Below are 26,762 nucleotides of genomic sequence, written 5' to 3'. Positions count from 1 at the left end.
AGGACATTGGCATTAGGCGACGTCCTGCTATTGCTGGCCTGCCTGTTCTGTGGCCTGGCTTATGCTAAAGGCGCCATGCTGGCTAAAGATCTGGGCAGCTGGCAGGTGATTTGCTGGGCGCTGGTGCTGGCGCTACCGGTGCTGCTACCGTGGACCTTATGGCAAATCCCGGCCATTGAGGTCAGCACAGTTTCAATGTCAGCCTGGCTGGGTTTTGCCTACTTGTCAGTGTTTTCGATGTTTCTTGGTTTTTTCGCCTGGTATCGCGGCTTGTCATTGGGCGGCGTAGCGCAAATCAGTCAACTTCAGCAACTGAGTCCATTTCTGGGATTAGGCTGGGCGGCTTTGTGTCTTGGCGAACACATTAGCGGCGTGCAACTTGGCATCGCCGCTCTGGTGGTGCTCTGTATCGTACTGGGTCGTCGTTTTGGTTAATCTTTGATGAACTGCACCGTTAGCCGCACGCCGGCATAGCAAAAACATGGAGCTGTCGCTATAATAGCGCGCTTTTTGGCCTAGCCATCCGCTAGGCCTTTTTTGTGCTTCCACTTGTTAACTGTGCCTGATCGGCCAACAGGAACCCCTGACTGTGATCTCTACTGCCAATATTACGATGCAATTCGGTGCCAAGCCGCTGTTTGAAAACATTTCGGTCAAATTCGGTCAAGGTAACCGTTATGGTCTGATCGGTGCCAACGGCTGTGGTAAATCCACTTTTATGAAGATCCTGAGTCGTGAATTGGATCCGTCCGGCGGTATCGTGATGGTGGAGCCGAATATGCGCGTCGCCAAGCTGCATCAGGATCAGTTCGCGTTTGAACAATATAGCGTGATTGACACTGTGATCATGGGCCACGCCGAACTTTGGCAGGTCAAAGCAGAACGTGATCGCATTTATGCTATCGCCGATATGTCAGAAGAAGACGGCATGAAAGTCGCTGACCTTGAAGTGGCTTTTGGCGAGATGGACGGTTACACCGCAGAATCTCGTGCCGGCGAATTATTGTTAGGTGTCGGCATTCCGGTCGACCAGCACTATGGCCCAATGTCAGCGGTAGCGCCGGGCTGGAAGTTACGGGTGTTACTGGCACAAGTCCTGTTCGCTGATCCAGAAATCATGTTACTGGACGAACCAACCAACAACTTGGATATCAATACCATCCGTTGGTTAGAAGACACGCTGGCAGAACGCAACAGCACCATGATTATCATTTCGCACGACCGCCACTTTTTAAACAGCGTCTGTACGCATATGGCAGACCTTGACTACGGTGAACTGCGCTTATATCCGGGCAATTACGACGAATATATGTTTGCGGCGACTCAGGCCCGTGAGCGGTTGATGTCAGACAATGCGAAGAAAAAAGCCCAAATCGACGACCTGAAAGCCTTCGTGGCACGCTTCTCGGCGAATGCGTCTAAAGCACGTCAGGCGACATCACGCGCCAAACAAATGGACAAGATTAAACTGGAAGAAGTGAAAGCTTCCAGCCGTGTTAATCCGTTTATCCGCTTTGAACAGCAGAAACAATTGTACCGTTTAGCACTGGAAGTTGACGATTTACAGAAAGGCTTTGATGGCGTGCCTGTACTGAAAAAGGTCAATTTGATGATCGAAGTCGGTGAGAAGGTTGCGATCCTGGGCGCCAACGGTATCGGTAAAACCACTTTGTTAAAATGTCTGGTTGGAGAATACCCGGTTGACGGCGGCCTGCTGAAATGGTCAGAAAACGTCAACATCGGTTATTACGCGCAGGATCACGAATATGAATTCGCCGGCGACATGAAAGAACTGACACTGTTTGACTGGATGTCGTACTGGAAACAACCGTCAGACGATGAACAGGCGATCCGCGGCATTCTGGGCCGCTTGCTGTTCAGTCAAGATGACATCAAGAAGAAAGTCAAAGTACTGTCTGGTGGTGAAAAAGGCCGGATGTTATTCGGTAAACTGATGCTGCAACGGCCAAATATCCTGATTATGGATGAACCGACCAACCACCTCGACATGGAATCTATTGAGTCACTGAACATGGCGTTGGAACTGTATAAAGGTACGTTGTTGTTCGTCAGCCACGACCGTGAATTCGTGTCATCTCTGGCCACACGCATCATCGAGATCACCGAAAATGACGTGCGTAATTTCGTCGGTAGCTATGACGATTACCTGGCTCAACAACTCGCGCTGGCCTGATAGTCAGGTTCAGTTCGTTCTTATTGATGAATAAAGCGCCCGCGGGCGCTTTTTTTATCCTCTGCTTTGCGTTGTTAAAAACCGCTCCTGACGGTTTTCTTAATCCTTTTACCTTTAAAAGGCTTTTCAGCGCCAATGCCATGACTTAGGATGGAAATTCAATAATAAGAATTCGGGGAACCTCATGTTTTTTAATAGTGCGCTCAAAGAAGAAAACCAAACACTCAGAGAACAACTGAAAGAAGCACAGCGTCAGGCCAGAGACAGCACTCAACAGTTAGAGCAACAATTAGCTCAGCTGGAACAACAGGTTCAGCAATATGCGGCGCTACAAAATCAGAGTCATTGGCAGGAACAGCAATTATTGGGTGGCCCGGTACTGGACGCAGTGCGGGGCAGTATCAGCCGTCATGCCGATGATTTAATTGCTGAACGTACCGCATTGGCGCGGCTGGAAGATATTTTCGGTCAAACCCAAAGTGCCATCCGCACACTGGAAGACCGTGCCGTACAAATTACCGAACATGCCAATCAAAGTGCGGCTACAGCTGCTGTTTTAGATGGCACAGCCAGCTCAATTAATCAGTTAATTTCCAGTATTCAGGAAATATCTGATCAAACAAATCTGTTGGCGCTAAATGCTGCGATTGAAGCCGCCCGGGCCGGTGAAGCAGGCCGGGGTTTTGCGGTGGTGGCGGATGAAGTGCGTACCTTGGCTGGTAAAGCCAATGAAGCCAGTAAACAAATTGAAAGTTTAATCCGCAAGGTGATTGAACAAACGACCAACATCAAAACCATGGTGTCACAGAGTCAGCAAAGTGCGGCTGATGTATCGCAATCATCGAAGCAAATCGATTCTGTCGTGAATGAAGTGATTAATCGCTCTGAAGCGATGAAAAAATTGATCCGCAGTACCACCACGCAAACCTATCTTGATGGGTTGAAAATGGATTACATCAGCTGGAAAGCCACTGTGTATCAGGCGATTGCCCAACAGCGCGATTTAACAGCGTCTTTGGCAGAACAAAAGTATCAACAATGGTGTGGTGCCGGCGGATATGGTGCCAAACACTATGGTCAGCTCAGTAGTTTCCGCGCGATAGAAGCGCCACATCGTGGACTGCACCAAGCTGCCAGAGAGGCAGTGCAAGCTGGCCGTAATGGTGATACCAGTGCGCTGGCAAGGGCTTTGGGCCAGATGGAAGATGCTGCACAACAGGTCGTTGCAGCCCTGGAACGCTTGCAACAGGATGCGCGCGCTCAATAAATTGCAGTTAGTTTTGACCTGAGACAATAGTCGAACTGTTACCTTAATCTTAGTTGTGTCAGGATAGGCTTTTATCCGGGTACAGATGCTGACAAGGTTCGTCAGCATCTGTACCCGGGGAGTCTCGATAGCGAGCCTTTGGCTGCGCCACGTTTAATCGCCTGCAAACACGCTACGGATAGTTGTGTTATGCCCTGGTATCCCTCGTTCAGAATCCCCCCTGACGACACCGGAGCTTCAATTATGTTTTTTAACTCTGCACTAAAACAACGAATTGCCGAACTTGAGCAACAGCTGCAACGACAGCAAGAGTTGCATCGAAGCGAAATCGATAAGCTGCAACAGCAATTCCGCCAACAAACAGAACAAGCAGAAGCGGCGCGCTTGCAGGATGCGCATCAACAATCTGTCTGCGCGACGATGTTACTTGGTGGCGCGATGCTCGGCCAAATCCGCGAAGAACTGGCGAAAAATGCCGGCCAGCTGGAGCACGAGCATCAGGCGCTTAGCGCATTGGATGAGATCTTCGGTCAGACGCATCAGGCATTGGCCAATCTCGAACATCGTGCCGGTCAAATCAGTAAAGATGCTCAGCAAAGCGCCTCAGTGACAGCCGTACTGGACGGCACTGCCAACGCGATCAATCAGCTGATCTCCAGCATTCAGGAAATTTCCGACCAAACCAATTTGTTAGCATTAAACGCTGCGATTGAAGCGGCAAGGGCCGGCGAAGCCGGGCGAGGCTTTGCGGTGGTCGCCGACGAAGTGCGGCAATTAGCCGGCAAAGCGCATCAAGCCAGTAATCAGATTGAACAACTGGTGCGGCAAATTATCGACCAGACCGGACAGATCCGTGGCATGGTTGAACAAAGTCAACATAGTGCGTCTGATGTTGCCGCATCCAGTGGTCAGATTGAAGCCGTTGTAGCCAAAGTGATCACGACGTCCAGCCATATGCAAAAAGTGATTAGCCAGAGTTCAACCATGGCGTTTCTGAATACGGTGAAGCTAGACCATGCGGTTTGGAAGCATCATGTCTACAAACTGATCCAGGAACAGCGTTTTGGCGACGTGGTAAACGCACACACGGAATGCCGTCTGGGTAAATGGTATTTTGAGGGCGAAGGCAAGAAGCGTTATAGCGATAAACGCAGTTTTCAGCAGTTAGATACCCCACATAAAGCGGTACATCAATCAGGCCGTGATGCTTTGGCAGCAGGTCAGCGCGGTGATTTTGCCAGTATGCAGCAAGCGTTGCTCGCGATGGAGCAGGCTAGCCAGCAGGTGACAGATCTCATCAGTCATTTGCAAAACGAAATCTGGTCTTAAAAGAAAGCGGGGCCAGTTGGCCCCGCTTTTTCAAACCTTCAGCTGCGTAGCTTGTGCCAACAACTCGCTGCTTACCTGTTGTTGCAGCGTTGCCTGTTCGGCGAGCACTGTCATAGCACTGTCGGTTTCGACTGCAGACTGGTGAATTTGTGCCAGCGCAGCACTGATCTGCTGACTGCGCGCACATTCGTTACGGCTCAGCAGATTAATGTCAGCAGAGATCTGCCGGATCCGGCCGGCAGCGTGACGGATCTCCAGTAAGACTTCTTCGGCATGGCCGGCACTTTGTAAGCAGTGCTCAGCCGTTTGTTGCTCATGTTCTAGCCCTTGCCGCGTTTGTGTCACCGAACCGGTCAGTCGGTTCAGCATGGTCTGAATTTCAGCAGTTGCTTTAGCGGTATTTGCCGATAAGCGCCGGACTTCGTCGGCGACCACAGCAAAACCCCGGCCATGCTCACCAGCACGGGCGGCCTCGATAGCTGCATTCAACGCCAACAAGTTGGTCTGATCAGCCACACCACGGATGGTCTCCAGTACCTGCATAATATCGGTTGCTGCCTGGTCGAGTGTCAGCATGCTGTCGACCGAATGACCAACCTGTTCAGCCAGTTGACGGATCTGCGAATTCAACGAGCTGACACTGTCTTCGCCGGATAACGCCTGTTGATGGGTCAGCTCTGCGTCGCTGTTGGCTTGCGTAATTTGCTGCTGCAATTGTTGTAATGCGTGCGCGGCCTCGGCCGCTTCCACGTCCAGCTGCGTTAATGCGGCCTTCTGCTGATAGACCGCAGTTTTACTGCGCATACTGATTTGTAAGTTCTGCGCCGCCAGCTCCTGACTTTGTTGACCGGCATGCTGCACGCCACGAAGCAGTGTCGACAATCGGCTGAACAGCTGTTGCAGCGCCGTCGTGGTTTGATCCAATTCGGTATCACGCTGCGGTGCAAATTGTTGACGCAGGTCTTTATGCTCGGCTGCATCGGCCAGCTGTGCCGACAGTTGTTCCAGTGGACGCGCAATGCCGATACCGAGCCGGCGGGTCAACCAGAACACGGCAATACCGAGCAGTAACGCGGTCAGGGCGCTGCTGTACCAAAGCTGTTGATTCAGTTGCTTCAGTGACTGATAAAGCTCCTCACTGCGTTGTTGCGTGACCAGCAACAACGGATGCCCGCCCAAATTAATCGCTTCACTACGTTGCAACCAGCGATCGCCATCTGCCGCCCGAATTTGTTTAGATTGTTGTTTACCTTGTAGCAAGGTCGCAACTTCAGTCGCGTCTGGAATTGGCTGTTGTGCGTTCCGGCTGGTGGTCAGCTGCTGTCCGGCAGCATCCAGCAAGAAACTGTCGCCACTGTCGCCAAGACCTATTGCTGGCCAGTTCTTGCCATTTGACATCAGCTGGCTCACGGTAGAGAGAGGCAATTGCGCGACCAGTACGCCGCTGATTTTTTGGTCTTGCGGGCTAAAAACCGGTGCGGCCATAAACATAGTCAACTGATCAAATTGGCCACTGAACGGAGCGGCCGCTGATACCTGCCAGCCATTCGCCGGATTTTTGATCACCTGACGGACCAATTGTGCCAGTTGCGTATTGGCAAAGGCGCCATCTTGTAATGAAGTGGCAAACACCGGACTTTTATTCACCGAATACAACACCGCTTTGGACTGGGCATCGACCAGATACAGTTCGTCATAGTGCAGCCGGCTGACGATTTCGCGAAAACTCTGATGGAATCGTTTATGTTGCTGTCCGTAGACAGATCCGTCTGCCCGGTCTACCAATTTTGCCAGCGCTGCTGCGCCGTGTGGATTAGTGGCCAGATAATAACGCTGTAATAACAAGGTCTCGAGCGAAGCTTTACTCAGCCAGCTGGTCACATCAGGCTTCGCCTGTTGCTGAGCCGCAAGCGGAAGGTATTGCTGTTGATACCATTGCGTAACTTCCGCACGCAGGCCATCGAGTCCCGGATTCTCCACCTCATACCGGTATGACTGATAGGGATTGCGCAGCGCCTGCAGTGCTTCCTGCGTCATTCGGTTGTGCGCCAGACTCTGCAGCATATCGCGCTGCTGGTCCATGTACTGAGCCAATGCCTGACGCCGGCCGGTAGCTACTGCCAGAAAACGCTGGTCAATACTACTACTGAGCGCTGCTTCTGCAGAGCGGCCGGCCATCGAACTGCTGATCCCGACTGCCAGCAACATCGCGCTGATTGTGGTACCACCCATTACCCACATAAGTCTTTGTGCAATTTTCATCGTCAGTGTTCCGTCATTGCGCCGAAGTCCCGGCAAAAACTGCCAAGAGCTTAGGAGGCTTAGATGACAAAAATGTGACAATGAGGCCGTTTAGCCATCTGGATGTTGTTAACTGCTTGTTTACTCGGCAAAGTCGTTGCTATATGCAATTATAGAATAATCATAGTGATTAAAGTTATAGAAGACATTTGGTATAGTCTGCTCGTATCCGGTTTAATGCGCTGCTTCGCGCCAGGACGTCGACATGATCCCGCTGCAATTTTCAGTTTTTTTCGATAAAGACAGTAGTACCTTCACCTACCTGGTGTGGGAGCCCAGCACTCAAGCGGCTGTGGTGATAGATCCGGTGCTGAATTTCGAACAGGCTTCAGGACGCACCGCAACCACAGGTGTAGAGCAAGTGGTGGCCGAGATCCAAAGCCGCCAGCTGAACTTAATGTATATTCTGGAAACTCACGTGCATGCTGATCATCTCAGCGCTGCGGCGGCATTGAAAAGGTTGTGCGGTGGCGGGGCGCAGGTTGGCATTGGTGATCAAATCTGTCGGGTGCAAAAAGTCTTTTCCGCATTATTCGCGCTACCTTCGCAAGCAGACGGTGCGCCTTTTGACCTGTTACTGGCTGACAACTCCACATTACCGCTCGGCCGCACCAGCATCAAAATTATCCATACGCCGGGGCACACGCCTGCTTGTGTGTCTTATCTCATTGAAGATTTATTGTTTGTCGGCGACACCTTGTTTATGCCGGATTACGGCACGGCGCGCTGTGATTTCCCGGACGGCGATGCCGCTACTTTGTACCGTTCTATTCAAAAGCTGTTTGCGTTACCGGACGACACCCGTATGTTGATGTGCCATGACTACGGTGCGCCGGGTCGGCCGGACGTCGCTAATGAAACCAGTGTCGGTGCGCAAAAAGCGGCAAATATCCATGTCGGGCAAGGCCGGTCTGAAGCCGACTTTGTCGCACTGCGCACTGCTCGTGATGCAACTCTCAGTATGCCCAAGCTGCTACTGCCCTCAGTACAGGTCAATATGCAAGCCGGTGAATTGCCTGTGCCGGAAGCGAACGGCATTCGTTATCTGAAGTTACCTCTGGATCAATTTTAATTTGGATCTATTGATGAAACAGCCACGCCGACTATTGGTTGCAACAGACATTTTTGGTACCACTGCGGCGTTACAGCAGGCACTGGCAGCACTGCAGGCTGATAATCAACAGCTGGTCATCGACATCTGCCAGCCTGATAGTTGCTTATCCGTGCCGGTGTTTGCCGATGACCAGCTGGCCTATCAGGCGTTTACCCAGCAGGGCGGGCTGGAACGCTATCAAGCACAGATCCTGAACAGGTTACAAGCATATCCAGCGGACTTGCTGCTTGGCTTCAGCGCGGGTGCCGCTGCACTTTGGTTTGTGTTAAGTACGGCCACGCCAGGCGCCGGCAAAGCCTTGTTGTGTTATGGTGGTCAAATCCGGCATTACAGTGCCTTAGCGCCGCAATGGCCTGTTACTTGTCTATGGTCGGACGAACTGCATTTTGATGTCCGGGCATTGCAAATGTTGTTACAGCAGTATCCACAGCTCCAACAGCAGCATTGGCAGCAGTCACATGGTTTTATCAATCCGCATTCTAACGGTTATCAGCCACAAGCGGCGGCTGAATTCTGGCAACGTTGTCAGCAGTGGCTAGCGGTGGAGGATTTTTGACTTGAAGTTGGTGATCGGTCACCAAATTAACTCAGCAGTCACAGTGACATCAGCGCAATTCCATGCCAAATATTCAATCCGCTTTTGTCATTCTGGCGGTGATTAACCTCTGATAAGCACAAACGGGCCCGCAGGCCCGTTTGCTTTTTCTACATCCACTTCAATTGACACACTCTTGAGGTGAATTCTGGGTCGTCAGACTGCCAGCGATCTGCCCCCCGGCAAATCAAACCAGCGGTCCGGATGCTCAGAGCCATCAGGCTCAGCGAGCGTTGGTGCTCTCAAAGATTTTGTCAGCAGAAGCTGCAACAAAACCGGTGTAGAGCGAGCCGTCTGCAGTTGGATAACGCAGAGCGAACTCATAGAAGCAGCTTGGTACCGACAACACGCAATCGGTGAAAGCCACTTCGGCTTCATCGGCGAGCGTTGAGGATTGCTCCAGCAACACGTCCGCTGAACCTTTGATTTCACCGCCAGAAGTATTGAGCGGGAAACCGGCATCTTTTAAGGTCTGATTGACACTTTGCAGGCTGGTGAAATTCTGCAGGGCATTGACTGATACAGTGAAATGGTTAGCGCGGAAGCCCCAAACTGCCATCCAGGCGGCGTATTCACTTTCTTCCAGCAGCAGACGGTAAGTCGCCTGGTCAATGTTCCAGTGGCGGCCTGAATAGATAAAGTTCTCTGCAGTCACGGCTTCAACCGGGATTTGCTCAACTAACTTCTGCACCGCTTGCTGCAGCATTGGCGAGCATTTTTCTACCAGTAATTCGGAGATAAACACTTTTGGCGCCGTTGGATCCGGATGCTCAAAATGCTTGGCATACAGCTTTTTCGCTTCAAAATGGTATTCGCCTGCTTCCTTGTAACCCACAGCAATAAAATGTGCGGCCAGTTTATCGAGGCCCACTTTGTCCAGATTAAAAGTACGCAGCGCGATATGGTCATTGATCACATCGTCTTGCTGGCCTGAACCGAGCAGGGCATGGATCTGCTCTGCAGAAGGAGTCAGTTGCACGTAGTCTTGCCACAGAGCGGCGAATAAATCTTTAAAATTGCTATGCATGGGTTTGCCTGTTATTTACTGCTAAGGCCACAGATTTTAACGCCTGTGGCCGGAACTACTTTGATCTTAATAAAACTTGTCGTCGAAATTTTGCGAATGAGCAACCCGCTCAGAGACTCAGTCCCGGGCTTAAGGTCGCCGGCAGACTGACTTTGTCGGCTTCAACCGAGGCAACCGGGTATGCACAATAGTCCGCGGCATAATAGGCACTGGCACGATGGTTACCACTGGCACCAATGCCGCCAAATGGCGCACCGCTGGATGCGCCAGTAATTGGTTTGTTCCAGTTGACGATACCAGCCCGGATCCGGCTGAAAAACAGCTCGTAATCGGCGGCGCTGTCCGCCAGCAAACCGGCCGACAAACCAAAACTGGTGTTGTTGGCTTCATCAATAGCGCTATGCAGATCGCTGTAACGGTATACTTTTAACAGCGGGCCAAAATGTTCTTCATCCGGTAATGCTGCCGCATGCGTCACGTCGATAATGCCTGGCGTGACAAAACCCAATGCAGGATCGAGCTGGGTTAAGCGCACTAACGATACGCCACCAAGCGCTTCAATATCCGCCTGCGCTTTGACCATGCCGGCCGCCGCTTTGCTGCTAATCATTGAGGCATAAAACGGCTGCTGTTCGGCAAAGGGTGCGCCAACCGCTAGCTGTTTTGTTGCGCTCACTAACGCCGCCAAAATGGCATCGCCATTAGCAGACTGTTCAATAAATAGACGTCGGGCACAAGTACAGCGCTGGCCACTGGTGATAAAAGAGGACTGAATAATGTCATGCACTGCGGCTTTCACGTCGGCCACGTCTTTGACGATCAGTGGGTTGTTGCCGCCCATTTCCAGCGCCAGAATTTTGCCGGGATGACCGGCGAATTGTTTATGCAATAAATGCCCGGTGTTTGAACTACCGGTGAAAAACAGGCCATCGATGCCTGGTAAATTCGCAATCGCTTTCCCGGTAGCCACTTCGCCTTGCAGTAAATTCAGCACACCAGCCGGTAAACCAGCAGCCTGCCAAAGTTCCAGCGTATGCTGCGCCACTAACGGCGTGAGTTCTGATGGCTTAAACAGCACCGTATTACCAGCGATCAGCGCCGGTACAATATGGCCATTCGGTAAATGCCCCGGGAAGTTATAAGGGCCAAACACCGCGACCACGCCGTGCGGTTTATGCCGGATAAACGCCCGCGCGCCCGGCATCGGATTTTCCACAGTGCCGGTACGTTCCTGGTGGGCTTTAACCGAAATAGCAATTTTGCCAATCATCGCCGCGACTTCGGTGCGGCTTTCCCATAATGATTTACCGGTATCGAGCGCAATAGTGCGCGCTAGGGCTTCAGTGTTGGCTCTAAGCTGTTCGGCAAAGGCTTCAGCAATGGCGATACGCTCAGTCAACGGCCGACTGGACCAGCTATAAAATGCCGTGCGGGCAGCTTGATAAGCTTGCTGCACTTGCTGTTCATCGGCTGCCTGGCCTTGCCAGATCACCTGGCTTGTCGCCGGGTCAACGGATTGAAACAGCGCGCCAGCACCTGCTTGCCACTGACCATTGATCAGCTGTAACCCCTGAATAATTGTCTGCGGCTGACTCATTTGGCACCTCTATCCAGATTTAAATAACGTACTTCGTCGCCGGCATTGATGTTGAGTGCATCGGCAATCGCTTGTGTAATGATCAACACATCGCCATCCAGCTGTGCCTGATTGCTGATGGTGGCACGAAAGGCGGCAACCTGTGGATTCGAGATCGCAAGCGTCGGGCCTTCCACCGGCGCACCAATCGCAACTTTAATCCGGTGACTGCTGCGTACCGATTTAATTTGTTTTAGCTGCGCTTCAACCGTTGGGCCGGCATCAAACAAATCGACATAACCACGGTGGATAAAGCCTTCATTTTCCAGCAATTTCAAAGCTGGCGCTGTATTGACATGCACCTGGCCAATCACGTCCTGCGCCGATTTTGGCAGCAACGACACATAAATCGGGTGACGCGGCATCAGGTCAGCAATGAAGCCTTTGTTGCCAATGCCAATCATATGGTCGGCGGTCGGGAAGTCGATACTGAAAAAATACGACTGCAACCATTGCCAGAACGGTGGCAGCGCATTTTCATCGGCCATGCCGCGCATCTCGGCAATGACGATTTTAGAGAAACGTTTCGGATGGTCCGCCATAAACATAAAACGGACTTTCGACAAGAAACGGCCATACATGCCGCTGCGGTACGGTTCACGCAGGAACAGCGTACAAATCTCAGAAACACCGGTGTAGTCGTTGCACATGGTCAGCACTTCAACCGGGTTATAGACGTTCAGCTCGTTGCTATGGTGCACCACTGTGCTTTTATGGAAGTGGTACAGCGGAGTCGTCAGACCAACCGATGCTTCGATGCCCGACGTGCCTAAGATCTCGCCGGTTTCTGTGTCTTCCAGCACAAACAGGTAACCCTGATTGCCGGGCTGTTCGGTATCGATACCAAAGCTGTGCTCGGAGTGGGCAATTTTCTGTTTTAGTTTTTGTTCGTTAACCGGCAATGAGGTAAAACCGGCACCGGATTCGATTGCGATTTGCATCAGCGCAGGATAATCGGCTTGGGTAATAGGGCGGATCAATAACATGAAAAAGTCCTGACAAAAGCCGGCCTCAGATGCCGGCTTGTTCTTGTTACAGATCAGCCGCGCGCGGCGACCAGTTTGGCAATCGCCGCTTCAAAACGCGCCATGCCGTCGAGAATATCTTGCTCTGGGATCACCAGCGACGGGGCAAAACGCACCACGTTATAGCCAGCCATCAATACCAGCAAACCTTGTTCGGCAGCAGCCAGCATAAAGTCACGTGATTTCCCGGCCCATTCGGTACTAAGTGCTGCACCAATCAGCAGACCCTGACCGCGCACTTCACTAAACACCTGGTATTTGGCATTGATAGCATGCAGAGCGTCTTTAAATAGCTTCTCACGGGCTTTTACGCCGTTCAGCACTTCCGGCGTGTTCACGGTGTCATAAGCCGCCAGCGCGACCGCACAGGCCAGCGGGTTACCGCCGTAAGTGCTGCCGTGAGTACCGACGACTAAATGTTTAGCCAGCTCAGTGGTGGTCAGCATCGCGCCAATCGGGAAACCGCCACCGAGGGCTTTAGCCGTGGTTAACACGTCAGGCGTGACGCCAAGGCCCATATAGGCATAGAGCTCGCCGGTCCGGCCAACGCCGCTTTGTACTTCATCAAACACCAGCAGCGCATTGTGCTGATCACACAGCTCACGCACACCCTGAATAAATTCTTTACTTGGGCTGATGATACCGCCTTCACCTTGCAGTGGTTCTAACACCACGGCACAGGTCCGATCGGAGATCAGTGCTTTTAAGCTGTCCAGATTGTTATATTCGGCGTGGTCGATATCAGCCGGTTTTGGCCCAAAGCCATCGGAATAAGCCGGTTGGCCACCGACGGTGACGGTAAATAAAGTCCGGCCATGGAAGCCCATTTTAAAGGCAATGATTTGCGATTTTTCTGCACCGAATTTATTCAGCGCCACGCGACGGACCAGCTTCAGTGCTGCTTCGTTAGCTTCAGCGCCGGAGTTGGCGAAATAGACTTTCTCTGCAAAGGTGGTGTCGACCAGACGTTGTGCCAGCGCTAAGGCAGGTTCGTTGGTCATTGTGTTAGATAAGTGCCATAACTTATTGGCTTGTTCAGTCAGTGCGTTTACCAGCACCGGATGGCAATGGCCCAAACAGTTGACGGCGATGCCGCCGGCAAAATCGATAAACTCGCGATCCTGCTGGTCCCACAACCGGGAGCCAAGGCCACGGACCGGAATAATCGGTGACGGGGCGTAGTTGGGGACCATAACTTCATCAAACAGGGCGCGGGTTAATTGCATTGCGAATTCCTCGTGAGTGTTGTCGCCGTCTGAAGCGGCTTTTGGAGCCCGGAGTCGCTTTGCTCTTTGCAAGAACATTGCAGGCATGCAGCATTCCGGGACGTTATGCCATTATTATATTGGGCAGGGTCGTCAAACTGCAGTATCATTATCGTCAAATGTTGGTTTTGTTTTGACATAATGACGGAGTATTTTGACAAAATGCTAAGTAAAGAAGATGAGCGACTGCTGGCACTGCTGAGAACCAACGCCAGATCGAGCGTATCGGACCTGGCGAGACTGCTCGATTTATCTCGCTCTACCGTGCAAACCCGTATTGCCCGGCTCGAGCAAACCGGCGTGATCCGCGGTTACGTGTTGGACTATGGCGACAGCTATACTAAATCTTTGGTGTCGGCCCATGTCTCAATCAAGGTGAAACAAAAGCTGACGGTTAAAACCAATAATGAGCTAAAGCAAATCCCGCAGATCGCTGAATTGTATGCCATCAGCGGGGAGTACGACCTGATTGCAGTGGTTCAAGCTCAAAGCACTGAGCAGCTCAGTCACTTACTCGATCAAATTGGTGATCTGGATGGCGTTGAAAGGACTAATTCATCAGTGATCCTGGAAACCAAATTTAAACGCTAAGGTCAGAGCGCTACGATTGCTGGTAAGGCAACAACAAATAACGGGTAGCCACCGGTAGCCGCAAATGTCCGACCAGTTGTCTGAAATTTTACTACAGGGTTAGAACAGCGGTAGAATCCGCCCACTTTTCGCCAGATGGCCGCTATTTCCGGGAATATTATGAGTCAAGCAGATAACACCCCTTTGTACACCCATTATGCCGGCCCAGCGCTGCTGGAAACGCCTTTACTGAACAAGGGCAGTGCATTTAGCCGTGAAGAGCGTGCTGCATTTAACTTAACCGGCCTGTTGCCACCGCGGTATGAAAGCATTGAAGAGCAAGCCGCGCGTGCTTATATGCAATATTCGTCATTTGAAGAGCCGATCAACAAACACATTTATCTGCGTGTGGTACAGGACAATAATGAAACTTTGTTTCACCGCCTGCTGCAAAACCACCTCGAAGAAATGCTGCCGATCATCTACACGCCAACGGTTGGTGATGCCTGTGAGCGCTTTTCTGACATTTACCGCAGCGCCCGTGGCCTGTTTATTTCCTACAGCGACCGCGATCAGTTAGACGATGTGCTGCGCAGCGCCACCAAGAAAAAAGTCAAAGTCATTGTGGTTACCGACGGTGAGCGCGTATTGGGCCTTGGCGATCAAGGCATTGGCGGCATGGGGATCTCGATCGGCAAACTGTCACTGTATACCGCCTGTGGCGGCATCAGCCCGGCTTATACCTTACCGGTTTGTCTGGATGTTGGTACCAATAACGAAAAACTGCTGAATGACCCGTTTTATATGGGCAATCGCCACCGTCGTATCAGTGGCGACGAATACTATGAGTTCGTCGACAAATTTATCAAGGCGGTAAAACGGCGCTGGCCGGAAGCGATGGTGCAGTTTGAAGACTTCGCGCAGCCCAATGCGATGCCATTACTGAAACGCTACCGTGACCAGATTTGTTGTTTTAACGACGATATTCAGGGCACTGCAGCGGTCACAGTTGGTACGTTATTGGCCGCCTGTCGTTCAAAAGGCAGCAAATTATCTGAGCAGAAAGTGGTATTTGTCGGTGCAGGATCTGCCGGCTGCGGTATTGCCGAGCAAGTGATCAGCCAAATGGTCAGCGAAGGTCTTGATGACGCCACCGCACGCGGTCAGGTCTTTATGGTCGACCGTCATGGCCTGTTAACCGAGGGGATGGAAGATCTACGTGACTTCCAACAAGCGCTGGTGCAAACCAAAGCGGCGATCAGCCATTGGTCTTTCAGTGGCGATTATGCCTCGCTGCGTGATGTGATGAACTGTGCCAAACCCGACATTTTAATCGGTGTCTCGGGCGTTGCCGGGCTTTTCACTGAAGCCGTCATCAAGGCGATGAAGAAAAACTGCGCGCTGCCAATCATTATGCCGCTCAGTAATCCAATCAAACAGATTGAAGCACGACCAGAAAAAGTCATTGAATGGACTGAAGGTGAAGTGATTATCGCTACCGGCAGCCCATTTAAACCTGTTGAATACAATGGCAAAACTTATCCTATTGCGCAGTGCAACAACAGCTACATTTTCCCGGGGATCGGGCTGGGTGTGCTGGCCTGTAAAGCTCGTCATATCAGCGATGATATGTTGCGGGTGGCCAGCGAAACCTTGGCGGCGGCGTCACCGCTGGCCAATACAGGCGAGGGCGGTATTCTGCCTCCGTTAACACAATTATCTGAGTTATCAAAAGAAATCGCTTTTGCAGTTGCCAAAATGGCGATGGCCCAAGGCCATGCGCTGGAAATGGATGATGAGCGTTTGATGCGTAAAATAAACAGCAATTTCTGGAAACCAGAATACCGTTTGTATAAGCGCGTCAGCAGCTAAGCACAAACCGACGAAAGCACGACCAAAAGACCGGCGAAACGCAACTTTGTGCTTCGCCGTTTTTTTTCCGCTGTTTTTTCTTATCCACTGACCAACTTTTTTAAAGCACGCTACGACCAACCCGCATCATCATTTCATTGATAGCCCGAGGTCCTTATGCCATCCACCAAGCAGCGTTACATTCCAACCCATCATTTTCATCGTTTCACATTGGCCATAGTGCTGCTCAGCAGCTGCGGCCTGGCACTTGCAGCACAACAATCAGCGCCAACCGACTACAAACTGCAAGTACTCAAAGACTGTAAGTTACTGTCCGAACGGCCTTTGACGGCAGTTGAACTCAACGCTTGGCAAAACCTAAAAAAAGCAGAACTGAAAATGGACCAGCTACAAATCCCGCTGGATCAGATGAGTAAGGCGCTTGGGCCGCATCAGGATAAAATGGAGCAGCTGAGCGCAGAACTTGAGCAACAAACCAAAAGGGATCGGATGCCGGACGAAACTTTGTTAGAACAAACCCGTATGACAGCCGAACGCATTGAAGATATTACTGACAGCTATCAGGGCGATATTGACGCTATCAGCCAGTATGGTGATGAGATCAGCAAAGTCGCTAAAACCTTTGAACAGCAAATTACCGCACAATTGCCGGAAGGTAGTTTCGACCAACTACGTGTGGTGAAGCCCGGCGAGACGCCAGATAAAAACTGCCAAAGCGGGATGTTTTTCAGCAAATCACTGCGTTTTAACAAAAGTTAGTCCGGCAAGTTCTTCGCTGAGTTGACCTGCGGCCAGTTTTCATTAAGCTTGGCCGCAGTGAGAGGCGCAATAGGAAAAACGGATGTTATTTGTGGTGATGTTGGGTGGCAAACACCCGGCAGCGAAAATCGAAGTCCATGACGTTGTGTTTGCTTTTGGTGAGCAGCTCAGCGATTGTCATGAGCAGCTCAGACAGCAATGGTTCGGTGCAGCCAAAGGCTTGCACATTGACTCCTGGTGGCATGTGCAGGGCGTCGATGGTTATCAACTGCATTTTAGCGACGTCGCACCCAAAGCCGGAGACCCACGGCTCTATTTCATTAACCTCGGTGGTTATTTGCCCGGCAGCTTTGGCGAGGATCATCAGTATTTGCTGGTCGTCGCGGAAAACCTGGCTCAGGCGAAACAACTCGGCAAACAGCGCATGCCACAGCAGTGGGACAAACCGCACACCGATAATCTGTATGACGTTGACGATTGCATCGCCATCGATGCTGTGGCCGGTCGTTATGTTCAGCTGGTGCCAGGCGATTATGCGCCAGCACGGCAAGGTAATGATTACATCCTGCTGTAGAGCTCAGGATCTACTCCGGGTGACAGCGGCTGCGACAATTTGCCGCATGGGGATAACAGGAACTTTTTCGTAAAATCAGGCACATGCATTTTCTAAAAGGTATGTGCTGTGACCACACTGAATCCATTTCTCTCTTCATACAAATTATCTCGTCTGACGTTAGCGCTGAGCCTGTTTTGTTTGCCGGCTACTGTTCTGGCGGATACTGCAGCGCATGCAGCTGATGCCAAAGCGGAAAAAGACATCGAACGTGTTCAGGTCACTGGGGTGGTGTTGAACGGGCCAGGCCAGCTGGTGATGGACCCCAAAGCGCCGCGTCAGCCCTTGCCGGCGCACGATGGTGCCGACTATCTGAAGACGATCCCTGGGTTTTCTGTCACACGTAAAGGCGGTGCCGACGGTGACGCCGTATTTCGCGGTATGGCCGGGTCGCGCCTTGGTATTCTGGTCGATGGCGAAAACATTCTCGGCGGCTGTAATTTCCGGATGGACGCACCAACGGCTTATATTTACCCCGAATTACATGATTCAATGACCGTGATCAAAGGCCCGCAATCGGTGGCGCATGGTGCCGGCCATTCCGCGGCGGTGATCCTGTTTGACCGCAATGTCGCGCCTTTTGAACAAGCGGGTTTTCGCACACATAGCAGCCTGACCACCGCAAGCTTTGGTCGCCACGACGAACTGGCCGATCTGCAATTCGGTCAGCAAAATGGTTATGTGCTGCTAAGTGGCAGCAACTCCACTTCGGATGACTATCAGGATGGTGACGGTAACGACGTGCATTCGCGTTATCAGCGCTACAGCGGCAATATCGCAGTTGGCTGGACGCCGGATGTCGATACCAAAGTAGAGCTATCCGGTGCGCGCAGTGACGGCGAAGCAGCTTATGCCGATCGTGGCATGGATGGCACGCGTTTCCGGCGCGATAGCCTGAATCTGCGCGTGGAAAAAACCAATATCACGCCTTGGCTCGAGCAGGTTAAATTCCATTGGTTCGACAACGAAGTCGACCACCTGATGGACGACCAGCAATTGCGCAAGCCGGGCATGATGGGTTATGCCAACTTGCTGCGCGATACCAAAGGCGGGCGCCTCAGTGCTATTTTTACCCCGTCAATGAATTACAAAGTGACGCTGGGCGCAGATCAACAGGACAGTGGTCACAGATCGCGCTCGGCACCGGCTTCAGGTGTTTTCAGCGCACTGCTTGATGATGCGGAAATTTCTCAGGTCGGTGTTTTCGCGGAATGGCGCTTTCAGCTCGCCCAGTTTGACGCAGTTGCAGCAGGCTACCGGCTGGACCAATGGCAAGCGACAGATGAGCGGCTGAAAATCGCTGGTATGATGAGTCCAATGCCAAACCCAACTGCAGGGCAGCGGCGCGATGATGACCTGCACAGTGGTTTTGCCCGTTATGAACATCAGTTCAGTGCTATTCCGGCGAGCTGGTATATCGGCGTCGGAAGCACCGCACGTTTCCCCGATTATTGGGAATTGATCGCTAAAGAGGGCATCAAATCGAAAAGTGCGTTTTTGGACATAGCGCCGGAACAAACGACGCAGCTCGATACCGGTTATTTGTTTAAAAATGCAGGCACTGAATGGTCAGTCTCAGCGTTTTACAATGAAATTAGTGACTATATTCTGGTCGACTATAGCAACATGATGAAATCAAACGGTTTTGTCAGAAACATCGACGCCAGCAGTTATGGCGCTGAACTGGGTGTTCAGCAGAAATTTTCTCATCATTGGCAATCCGACGTGACAGTGGCTTATACCCGTGGTGACAACGACACCGACGGTACTGCATTGCCACAGATCTCCCCATTGGAAATCAAACTGGGTCTCAGTTACGCGCAGGATAACTGGTCGGTGGGTTCGTTAGTGCGTATTGTTGGCGCGCAAAGTTATTTCGATCGCGACAAAGGCAATATCGTTGGCAAAGATCTGGGTTCAACGCCAGGATTTGCTGTGGTGTCATTCAACGGCAGCTGGCGTCCGGTAGCAAGCTTGCTGCTGACCGCCGGCGTCGACAATCTGCTCGATCGGACTTATGCCGAGTTTGTTAGCCGTGCTGCGGGCAACGGCATGGGCGGCGGCATCCCGGGTTATGTCCAGACGTTACGCGTCAATGAACCAGGGCGCACAGCCTGGTTAAAAGCGCAGTGGAATTGGGATGGGCAGTTCTGATGCGCCCGCAGCATAGTTTGTTACTGGTTGGCGGTTTAGCGCTGTTGATACCGGATGTTGCAGCTCTGCAGCATCCGGCAGTCGCTCAGACTGTCACTCAGGCAAATGCTGATATAGATCTTGAACAAATTCATGGCTTTATGATTAGAACCTGGCACAGTCATCAGCACCCGTTAACATTAGGACCGACACATATAGCCGGCGATTTTGCCGCTGCCGATTGGTGGCATCAAGGCAAGGGAGGCCGTGCGGTGTTTAAGCGCAGCCATCAGCAATGGCAACTGGTCCTTTGCGGCGGCGCCGGTATTTTGCAAAAAACGTTATGGCAGCAATTAGGTATGACACCGGCAGCGGCCGCTGATTTTGTCCGTGCACTGCAAAGTGCCGAGCAAGCAGTCAGCGCAAACGACAAAGCGTTACTGGATGCCTTTGGTGCAACCGTCAACATGCGTGACGGACATGCGCCGCAGCAACATTAACATCCGCTGCGGTATCAACAGCTGCGGATAAGTGTTGTACGCAGACAGCGACCTTTGGTTATAGTGTGTTGATGCTGTAAAAACACGGGAATAGCCATGTGCGGCCGGCTGAATGTCACCGATAATCCACTACTGACTGAGCTGCTCGAACAGCTCGGCATCCACTTGTATCCAGCGTCGGCCAGCAATGATGCAGCACCTGAACAACTGGCGCTGCATCTGCCAGTCAGAACCGGGCGTTTTATCCGGGCGACTAATCTGGTGTCCATAGTGCTGCAGCAAGATGGCCAGCGCCGGCTGCAGGATGCCATCTGGTGGCTGCTGCTGGAACAAACAGAACAAGGCTTTAAACCAGGCCCATACACCAGTTTTAACACCAGATCCGACAAACTACATGTTCGTGGCAGCGCTGGTTTCCAAGCGTATCGCCAGCAACGTTGCATCATACCGGCCAGCGGTTTTGGTGAAACAGAAATAGTGCAGGGCATCAGTCGCTATACCGATTTCATCGGCCAACGCGCCTTGGCCTTTTCCGGCCTTTACCGCACCTGGCTAAATAAAAGCACTGGCGAACTTACATATTCCTGTTCAATCATCACCTTAGCGCCACACCAGAAGCTGCTGGCATTTCACAGTAAAGCCATGCCAATGATGTTACCACCAAGCGCATTTGACCTATGGCTGGATCCGGACAGCAATATCAATCAGTTCAACGAATTACTTCAACCAAAGATCTACACAGCGCTACAGGCCATCCCAATCAACAAACCAAGTTTATATCAGCCAATTGGAAATGAGGTTGCGATAGAGGCGGATTAGGAATGTAGCTCGCCTGGATACGGCACTCGGTGAAGCTAGCGCAGCCATTGATTATTTTTTGAGTATAGGGCTGCTGACAGACTGCTTCCGCACAATCCTATTTAACATAATGGAAGTTATAGAAATCAGGGGCTTACGCCCCTTTTTATTTATCAAATTGCTTTGTGATAGTGGCAACCGTCAAAAATAGTTGCATAACCACGCCCCCCTGATTTTGTCTGGTACAGGGCTTTGTCTGCTTGCTCAAAAACTTCTGTAAGAAGCTGTCCTGTACTAACAAGAGAGGTGCCTAAACTACAGGGGGAAGCATTTTCTGAAATCCTTTGAGCAAGGCGCTTAATGCGATTTTTACTATCAACAAAGTCATCGCAGCACAGAACTATTGCAAACTCATCTCCGCCTATACGACCACAGAATTCATTTTTCATACATTCGCTAGCAAGCTGCTGAGAAACTTTCTTCAATATCTCATCACCGAATTGGTGCCCATGCGCGTCATTTAAAACTTTGAAATAATCAACATCGATTAAAGTGAAACTCACTATTTTGTTAGCAGGGGGAAATAACAATACATGCTGCATACTGTAATTAAAGAAACGCCGATTCGGTATTCCTGTAAGAACGTCGATATTCGCTAAATCAGAGTTAATAGTTAGTAAACGGCGTATATAACGGACAAGCTCCGCTGTCATAGTTAGGTGTAACCATCTAATAAATGAATTCCAAATTAATATTCCTGCAGACAAGTGTTGAGCATCACTAAGGTAATTAGCACATGACCAAGCACCAACGATCATCAGGATAAGTAAATGAGTCTCGAATCTTGTTCGCGTCCAGGCAACTAGAAACAGTGGAACAATATAAAAAGCTGACAGAGTAACTAATACACCAGTGTAATAGTCTGCTACTGCAATGACTAAAATGACTACAAGTGCTAACGGCCAGACATAAGCCACGTTTATGCGATTGAGAATCCTGTTCAATGACTTGAATTCCAATGAAAAATACACGGTGTTAGATATAGATTAGATTTCTGTATTTTACGATGTCTGAGGTATTGAGAAATGTTCGAAACTAGAAATTTAAGGGGCTTAGGCCCCTTGTTTCATTCTTCAACAGCAAGCTCTTTTACAAGTCGCCCTAGGTAGTCTGCTGTATGGATCAGCATTTTGAGTTTGGTACCTGAGCGAAGTTCTTGTAGCTGCTGACGGCACTTTACCAATTGTTGCCGTGTTTGCTCGGCTGACCACTTGCGGCGATGAAGCAAAGCCATATCTGATGGCATACAGTTACCAAATGGCGTAATCACCATACCGTCACTTCGGATATAGCAGTCTTTCCAGTTGGTGTTATAGGGCAAATAGCCTTTGCAATGAACCTGCAAATATCGGTGAGCTACTGGGTGCGGTCTTTCATCATGCCATTTCTGGCACTCAGATACGGGTACGCCAAAGAATTCTGCTGCTCGTTCATGATTACCCTCGCCATACCCGAATGCGTCGTAATACAGGTTTTTGAAGTCATCTAAACGTTCAGGTCTTATTTTCCGATTTTTTTCCATAGTTAATCCGTCCTCTTACTGCTCGGGAACTGGAAAAACATGAAACTGTACCGAATAGAGAAATTTCTCACGATATTTCTATAAAATCCTTATAAATCATCGCGTTAGTTTATTTGTTACGCAGTTGCGCAGCGGGTAGCAATTTTGGGGGTTTTAACCTGGTTCGAGTGTATCAGAAGAGTCAGTTTTGGGGCTGTCGTGAGGATGGTAAAAACAGGGCTTTTGTTTCAAAATGAAACAAGGTCCGGCTATTACTGTGCCGGACCAAGCGGTTCTAGCTAAAAAGAAATTCAGCAAGATAGTAACACTTTCAATCTGTAAAATCGTGTATCCAAATCTTCAAATCTGTCCCGAGAGATGCTCGTTTTAACTTTACGTGTGACCATTCAGTTGTCGATAGGATCTTTATGACTGTTTGTATGTGAGCGTCAGGCATCGCAGCACCGAATACAACTTCTTTAACAATTTTGGGGTCAAAATTCACAAAGCCACTTTTATCTCTAATAAGCCTGTACTCTTTTTCATAACTCCAAGGCTTAGTTTTAGAAGTCAACAACTTTGTTTGAGTGATATAAGGAATAATGAATCCTAATCCATTCATGTATTGCTGATAACTGTTATTGAATAATTCTATATGATTTGTAGGGAATGGATTTTTTGTTACATAAGTTACAGGGCTCAAATCAGTTATATGTGGATCAATTTCCGAAACTAAGTCGTCACTCAAATTGAACCCTACAGCGAAGCCTTTGTGTTGATCTGCATAGTGCGACCAAAGTAAAACTGACTTTAAATCTCTGGATAGTGAATAGATTCCAATTTGTTGGGCGCTTTCCTGGCAATCTTTATATATTTTACTTAAATTTTCCATAGACTTTCTTTCAAACGAGAGGGAACTATTAATATAAAAATGTCTTTCATAGTCTCCTATATCGTAACTTACGCCTTCAAGCATTCAACAATCGAAAGGATCATTTAGCTCTTCAGGCCTTGGAAAATATATTTGTTTATTAATAAAAATTTCCAACGACCGGAGTGAATACGCTCGATATTTATAGAGCTTCATAGGTAGACAAATGTCCATATTGTCGATTAAAGGTTTCAAATCATTACACAAATCAACGCCCCTAAAAAGGGGCGAGTTTACAGGATGAACGACTAAAGTCATTCAGACGCTTGCAGCGTGTTACCGCGCTCCGCGCTTCATCAGGGGGCTTTGCCCCCTAATAACCCCGTCCCGTTATCCTTTGGCAGTTCAGGCTGCGCAAAAGCCATCGAATCCGGCATACAGGTCAGGTCCAGAATCTTCTTATCAATCCGCACCAGAGCGGTACAGTCCCCGAGTTTCTTAACCGAATAGCTTTTCGGATAGAACGGCTCTCCGTCAGCGGTCACAAAAGCCATATTCACCCCCCGCGATGTTTTCTCATATCCGGCGATATAAATTTGATTCTGCTGGGCTTCGGGTTCCGGCTTGGAGCCGTCACCCGTTTGCCCAGGCGGAGCATTTTCTGGATTTGGATAATAATACTCATACGGTGCAACTGGCTTAGCATCGCAGCTGCCGAACAGCTGCTTGTAAGCATCGTTGCACGACCAGATGCCTTTTTTCGGCTCTTCGGCCTCAAAAGTCACAAGGGCATTCACAGCAAAGGCTGATGCGAATGCCCCGACTAAAAAAAACTGCCATTTACCCACTTTGTACTGTTTGATGCCATTTTTAAAATGCTCCCATTTGCTGATATAGCGCCCATGTGTGTAATAGGGCGGAAGGACTGAGGCTAACCCCTGTATTTCGTCGTTTGCGGTAAATTGCTGCTCGGTGTCGTAGGCGTCGTAGAGGTATTCACCGCGATACATCCAGCGGTCGACGGTCGGGCTGGTTGCTTCTGAGCCGTATTTAACGAGTCCCATGTGCAGCTTTGGCGGCTTAATGCCCAAATGATGCAGCAGCGGGATTTTGAAGCGGTCAAAGCGGCGACAGTACACAACATGCTCCGCGAACGAATCGCGCGCCTGAGAATCCATTACAGCGATGTCCTGAATGATAAAAAAAATGTCCCAGCGGTTTTTTCGGGCATTTCTAAACCATTCGATGACTTCGGCCCGTCCTTTGTCGTTCCAGCTGCGGGAGTTAAACCAAGTCCCGCATTCATCCAGAACCAAGCAGCCGTTTCGATTATCGTCAGGGCGGTCTAAGTCATGGCCGAGCGGCAGGGCGTGTAAGTCCGCTGCCGTGGGCTTGTTCGGAATGCGGTAAATCTCGCAGTTTTTCGACCAGAGGTTATTGGTCAGATGTTCAGGGAACAAGTTGACGTTGGTGGCGACTTTACGCCCCTGCAAAATGTAGTGCTGGATGCGGGACACTGCGACCAGTGATTTTCCCGCTCCGAGTTTACCGGTGATGACATAGGCCGGCATGGTTAAGCCTTAAAGAAGCCAGCTGCACGTTCGGCAGCGTGGGCTTTCATTTTGGCGACTTCTTTAGCCAAGTTGTACACGATACCCATTAACCAGACGCTGACGATAATCGAGGCACAAAGACCCAAAGACGGCGGCAGCATCGAGGCGATGGGGCTTAACATGGCCTGAGACATCGGGGACATACCCTGAATCGCTTGCAACAAGTAAGCATTGGCCTCAGTGAGAAGGTTATAAACGAGCGTTGCAATGGTGGTAAACAGAACCAAACTAATCACCAGCGAACGCAATGCACCGCTTAAATAAGCACCGATAAGCCAGCCATAAATCCGGCCAATGATGGCCGTAAAGAACAAAATGATGGGTTGAACTAAAGCAATCATGTGAGGCGCTCCCGAGTCAGTAAACCACCGATAAAGTGGAAGATAAACAGGGCGGTTAAGGCCCAAATAATCATTTCAAGCACCATCGAAATGGTCGGCGCTGCACCGCAGACGTTGAATTTTCCGTGTGAGCCAAAGGCGATCGGCGAGCAGCCACTGCGGGCAATATCAAACACATCACCAAAACTCTCTGCGGCAGAAAACATGCCGGTAACGGCGTTTCTGTCGGTCAGGTTATTGATGCCTGAATCATCGGCATAATCGGCAATCGTGTTCTGTATATGCTCGACGCCTCTTCTAACAGCGTCGTCATAGTCCGGCAAATTAGTGCTGTTTGCTGCGGCGGTGCCGTCGATGGGTTCGCCCTCGGTCAGCTTATCTATGCCTTCTTTGATGCCGTCGAGCTTTTCACCCAATGCGGTATTCCCGTCCTTAATAGCCCCCTCGATGGCTTTTCCGGTGTTATTGAGCGTGGTCAGTTCGCCTTTAATTTCGGCGGTGCCTTGGCGAACAGCATTCGCGACGCCATCAGTTTTAGTTGCAATAGCTTGCAGCAATGGTTTTAGGCTGTTCGTTGCAGCGGTGCCATTGGTGATCTGCTGGCCGAGATAATTGGTGTGGGCCTTTTCATCAGCGCGCAGCAAATCGAGCCGTTCAGTGACCGGCTTAAATTCCATGACCAGATTGACCGGACTTGTGCCATTGGTGCCGGTTGCATTGCCAGTAGTGCCGGAGGTAGGCTGACCACCGCCGCCCGGAGTGCCGGGATTTGGTTCTGGGTCTGGGTCTGGGTCTGGATCAGGGTCTGGATCAGGGTCTGGTGTCGGGTCAGGGTCAAGCGCATAACACTGAGTGGCAGTAAACTTGTGTTTTGATTCAGAAGTAATACCGCCGAGCCATTGAGACATGCAATAAAGCGGTTCGGGCGCTGTTCCACCAGTACTCACACCAGTATCGGCACAAACATCTTTCTGATTCGGATTAAAGAATTCATCACCAGAAAAAAGATTACAACTTGCAGTTTCCTCACCGGTTGGAGTCGACGTTATACCGTTCCAGTAAACAATACCAACCGAGTTACCAGCACAAGTCACGCGACCAGTGGCATCAATATCACAAACAGAGCCATCAGCGATCCATGTGACTTTCATGTTTGCTTTTAGGTTTTCAAGGCAAGCACTTTGCTGTGATGCACCTGCTGCGTACTCAGCAACGATAATTTTGTTTCTATAATTCGGACTGTAAATGACACTGGCAGGGGAGCTAGATTTTCGAATATCTACAAAACGACAGTTTGCATAAGCAGCGAATGAATCGACGGAATAGAGCGCAAAAAAAACGCCCCATGCCATCAGAATTAGTCTGTTTTTCATGGGGC

General features: G+C 50.4%; 24 protein-coding genes. 13 read left to right on the top strand and 11 right to left on the bottom strand.

All coding sequences use genetic code 11. From position 1 onward, the window contains the following. The 4 genes from ACFFJP_RS09515 to ACFFJP_RS09500 all read left to right on the top strand — a co-directional run. Window positions 1-435: EamA family transporter (locus ACFFJP_RS09515; protein WP_377242797.1), on the top strand; the 435-nt coding region annotated here is incomplete at its 5' end. Between the two features lie 154 nt (window positions 436-589). Then, window positions 590-2,194 carry an ABC-F family ATPase gene (locus ACFFJP_RS09510; protein WP_377242795.1) on the top strand — a complete coding sequence of 535 codons (1,605 nt, stop codon included), beginning with the start codon at window positions 590-592 and terminating at the stop codon, window positions 2,192-2,194. Window positions 2,195-2,378: 184 nt separating this feature from the next. Continuing rightward, window positions 2,379-3,461, top strand: coding sequence for a methyl-accepting chemotaxis protein (locus ACFFJP_RS09505; RefSeq protein WP_377242793.1), 1,083 nt, complete (start codon window positions 2,379-2,381; stop codon window positions 3,459-3,461). A 243-nt stretch (window positions 3,462-3,704) separates the two neighbouring features. Beyond that, the gene (locus tag ACFFJP_RS09500) at window positions 3,705-4,790 is read left to right on the top strand and encodes a methyl-accepting chemotaxis protein (RefSeq protein ID WP_377242791.1); all 1,086 of its coding nucleotides are present in this window, start codon (window positions 3,705-3,707) and stop codon (window positions 4,788-4,790) included. Between the two features lie 30 nt (window positions 4,791-4,820). Here the strand turns inward: ACFFJP_RS09500 and ACFFJP_RS09495 are convergent, their stop codons facing one another. Further along, window positions 4,821-7,052 carry a methyl-accepting chemotaxis protein gene (locus ACFFJP_RS09495; RefSeq protein WP_377242789.1) on the bottom strand — a complete coding sequence of 744 codons (2,232 nt, stop codon included), beginning with the start codon at window positions 7,050-7,052 and terminating at the stop codon, window positions 4,821-4,823. A gap of 244 nt (window positions 7,053-7,296) precedes the next feature. Here ACFFJP_RS09495 and ACFFJP_RS09490 point away from each other — a divergent pair, with 244 nt between their 5' ends. Beyond that, window positions 7,297-8,163: an MBL fold metallo-hydrolase gene (locus tag ACFFJP_RS09490; protein ID WP_377242787.1), complete on the top strand. Its 867-nt coding sequence runs from the start codon at window positions 7,297-7,299 to the stop codon at window positions 8,161-8,163. Window positions 8,164-8,176: 13 nt separating this feature from the next. Further along, a complete protein-coding gene (locus ACFFJP_RS09485; RefSeq protein ID WP_377242785.1) occupies window positions 8,177-8,761 on the top strand; it encodes a hypothetical protein in 585 nt (194 codons plus the stop codon). A 262-nt stretch (window positions 8,762-9,023) separates the two neighbouring features. Here ACFFJP_RS09485 and ACFFJP_RS09480 read toward each other — a convergent pair whose 3' ends face one another. From ACFFJP_RS09480 to ACFFJP_RS09465, 4 genes are all read right to left on the bottom strand, one after another. After that, window positions 9,024-9,827 (bottom strand): DUF1338 domain-containing protein, encoded by an 804-nt coding sequence (locus tag ACFFJP_RS09480; protein ID WP_377242783.1) that lies wholly within the window; start codon window positions 9,825-9,827, stop codon window positions 9,024-9,026. 109 nt (window positions 9,828-9,936) lie between these two features. Continuing rightward, complete coding sequence (gene astD, locus ACFFJP_RS09475; protein WP_377242781.1) at window positions 9,937-11,424, bottom strand: succinylglutamate-semialdehyde dehydrogenase; 1,488 nt, start codon at window positions 11,422-11,424, stop codon at window positions 9,937-9,939. Next, the gene (gene astA / locus ACFFJP_RS09470) at window positions 11,421-12,449 is read right to left on the bottom strand and encodes an arginine N-succinyltransferase (RefSeq protein ID WP_377242779.1); all 1,029 of its coding nucleotides are present in this window, start codon (window positions 12,447-12,449) and stop codon (window positions 11,421-11,423) included. Before astA ends, astD begins: the two co-directional genes overlap by 4 nt. A 53-nt stretch (window positions 12,450-12,502) precedes the next feature. Further along, window positions 12,503-13,714 (bottom strand): aspartate aminotransferase family protein, encoded by a 1,212-nt coding sequence (locus tag ACFFJP_RS09465; RefSeq protein ID WP_377242777.1) that lies wholly within the window; start codon window positions 13,712-13,714, stop codon window positions 12,503-12,505. Window positions 13,715-13,915: 201 nt separating this feature from the next. Here ACFFJP_RS09465 and ACFFJP_RS09460 point away from each other — a divergent pair, with 201 nt between their 5' ends. The 7 genes from ACFFJP_RS09460 (at window position 13,916) to ACFFJP_RS09430 (ending at window position 21,019) form a co-directional block, all read left to right on the top strand. Next, a complete protein-coding gene (locus tag ACFFJP_RS09460) occupies window positions 13,916-14,344 on the top strand; it encodes an Lrp/AsnC family transcriptional regulator (protein WP_377242775.1) in 429 nt (142 codons plus the stop codon). A gap of 159 nt (window positions 14,345-14,503) precedes the next feature. Next, window positions 14,504-16,195, top strand: a complete 1,692-nt coding sequence (locus ACFFJP_RS09455; protein ID WP_377242773.1) for an NAD-dependent malic enzyme — start codon at window positions 14,504-14,506, stop codon at window positions 16,193-16,195. 156 nt (window positions 16,196-16,351) lie between these two features. Further along, window positions 16,352-16,954: a hypothetical protein gene (locus ACFFJP_RS09450; RefSeq protein ID WP_377242771.1), complete on the top strand. Its 603-nt coding sequence runs from the start codon at window positions 16,352-16,354 to the stop codon at window positions 16,952-16,954. Window positions 16,955-17,036: 82 nt separating this feature from the next. After that, window positions 17,037-17,528 carry a DUF1543 domain-containing protein gene (locus ACFFJP_RS09445; protein WP_377242769.1) on the top strand — a complete coding sequence of 164 codons (492 nt, stop codon included), beginning with the start codon at window positions 17,037-17,039 and terminating at the stop codon, window positions 17,526-17,528. A 108-nt stretch (window positions 17,529-17,636) separates the two neighbouring features. Continuing rightward, window positions 17,637-19,721 carry a TonB-dependent copper receptor gene (locus ACFFJP_RS09440; protein ID WP_377242767.1) on the top strand — a complete coding sequence of 695 codons (2,085 nt, stop codon included), beginning with the start codon at window positions 17,637-17,639 and terminating at the stop codon, window positions 19,719-19,721. Beyond that, window positions 19,721-20,200 carry a copper uptake system-associated protein gene (locus ACFFJP_RS09435; protein ID WP_377242765.1) on the top strand — a complete coding sequence of 160 codons (480 nt, stop codon included), beginning with the start codon at window positions 19,721-19,723 and terminating at the stop codon, window positions 20,198-20,200. Before ACFFJP_RS09440 ends, ACFFJP_RS09435 begins: the two co-directional genes overlap by 1 nt. Window positions 20,201-20,296: 96 nt before the next feature. Then, window positions 20,297-21,019: an SOS response-associated peptidase gene (locus ACFFJP_RS09430; protein WP_377242763.1), complete on the top strand. Its 723-nt coding sequence runs from the start codon at window positions 20,297-20,299 to the stop codon at window positions 21,017-21,019. 152 nt (window positions 21,020-21,171) lie between these two features. Here the strand turns inward: ACFFJP_RS09430 and ACFFJP_RS09425 are convergent, their stop codons facing one another. The 6 genes from ACFFJP_RS09425 to ACFFJP_RS09400 form a co-directional block, all read right to left on the bottom strand. After that, window positions 21,172-21,975: a GGDEF domain-containing protein gene (locus ACFFJP_RS09425; RefSeq protein ID WP_377242761.1), complete on the bottom strand. Its 804-nt coding sequence runs from the start codon at window positions 21,973-21,975 to the stop codon at window positions 21,172-21,174. A gap of 149 nt (window positions 21,976-22,124) precedes the next feature. Next, window positions 22,125-22,580: a hypothetical protein gene (locus tag ACFFJP_RS09420; RefSeq protein WP_377242759.1), complete on the bottom strand. Its 456-nt coding sequence runs from the start codon at window positions 22,578-22,580 to the stop codon at window positions 22,125-22,127. Window positions 22,581-22,890: 310 nt separating this feature from the next. Further along, window positions 22,891-23,451 carry a DUF2971 domain-containing protein gene (locus ACFFJP_RS09415; RefSeq protein ID WP_377242757.1) on the bottom strand — a complete coding sequence of 187 codons (561 nt, stop codon included), beginning with the start codon at window positions 23,449-23,451 and terminating at the stop codon, window positions 22,891-22,893. 335 nt (window positions 23,452-23,786) lie between these two features. Then, window positions 23,787-25,001, bottom strand: coding sequence for a zonular occludens toxin domain-containing protein (locus tag ACFFJP_RS09410; protein ID WP_377242755.1), 1,215 nt, complete (start codon window positions 24,999-25,001; stop codon window positions 23,787-23,789). A 2-nt stretch (window positions 25,002-25,003) separates the two neighbouring features. Beyond that, entirely contained in the window at window positions 25,004-25,384 is a 381-nt protein-coding gene (locus tag ACFFJP_RS09405) for a hypothetical protein (protein WP_377242753.1), read from the bottom strand. Beyond that, complete coding sequence (locus ACFFJP_RS09400; RefSeq protein WP_377242751.1) at window positions 25,381-26,757, bottom strand: hypothetical protein; 1,377 nt, start codon at window positions 26,755-26,757, stop codon at window positions 25,381-25,383. Before ACFFJP_RS09400 ends, ACFFJP_RS09405 begins: the two co-directional genes overlap by 4 nt. Window positions 26,758-26,762: the final 5 nt, after the last annotated feature.

Source organism: Rheinheimera tilapiae, from assembly GCF_042432165.1.
In the GTDB taxonomy this organism is placed as follows: domain Bacteria; phylum Pseudomonadota; class Gammaproteobacteria; order Enterobacterales; family Alteromonadaceae; genus Pararheinheimera; species Pararheinheimera tilapiae.
This window is presented reverse-complemented; position numbering and strand designations above follow the sequence as displayed.